Here is a 385-nt window from a genome sequence, read left to right on the forward strand (position 1 = left end):
TAATAAAACAGATACAATGCCACAATGGACCTTGTAGGACTCGAACCTACGACCGGACGGTTATGAGCCGTCTGCTCTAACCAACTGAGCTAAAGGTCCAGGCTCTTAAAAATCGCGGCGGAGGGGATCGAACCCCCGACCTCCCGGGTATGAACCGGACGCTCTAGCCAGCTGAGCTACACCGCGTAAAAAAGAATCATTTATTCAAATGATATGGAGCCTAGCGGGATCGAACCGCTGACCTCCTGCGTGCAAAGCAGGCGCTCTCCCAGCTGAGCTAAGGCCCCTTTTGAAAAATTATCGGGAAGACAGGATTCGAACCTGCGACCCCTTGGTCCCAAACCAAGTGCTCTACCAAGCTGAGCTACTTCCCGTTATTAAAAAG

4 tRNA genes are annotated in these 385 nt (G+C 51.4%); all 4 read right to left on the reverse strand.

The window, feature by feature from the left end:
- Positions 1–25 precede the first annotated feature (25 nt).
- The 4 genes from IGJ25_RS17210 to IGJ25_RS17225 all read right to left on the reverse strand — a co-directional run bounded on the left by IGJ25_RS17210 (position 26) and on the right by IGJ25_RS17225 (position 374).
- Positions 26–99: transfer RNA gene (locus tag IGJ25_RS17210), tRNA-Ile, on the reverse strand.
- A 13-nt stretch (positions 100–112) separates the two neighbouring features.
- A tRNA-Met gene (locus IGJ25_RS17215) sits at positions 113–186 on the reverse strand.
- 28 nt (positions 187–214) lie between these two features.
- Positions 215–287 (reverse strand) — tRNA-Ala (locus IGJ25_RS17220).
- A gap of 13 nt (positions 288–300) precedes the next feature.
- Positions 301–374, reverse strand: a tRNA-Pro gene (locus tag IGJ25_RS17225).
- Positions 375–385 lie beyond the last annotated feature (11 nt).

This window comes from Enterococcus sp. DIV0240d, assembly GCF_051711245.1.
Classification (GTDB): domain Bacteria; phylum Bacillota; class Bacilli; order Lactobacillales; family Enterococcaceae; genus Enterococcus_D; species Enterococcus_D casseliflavus.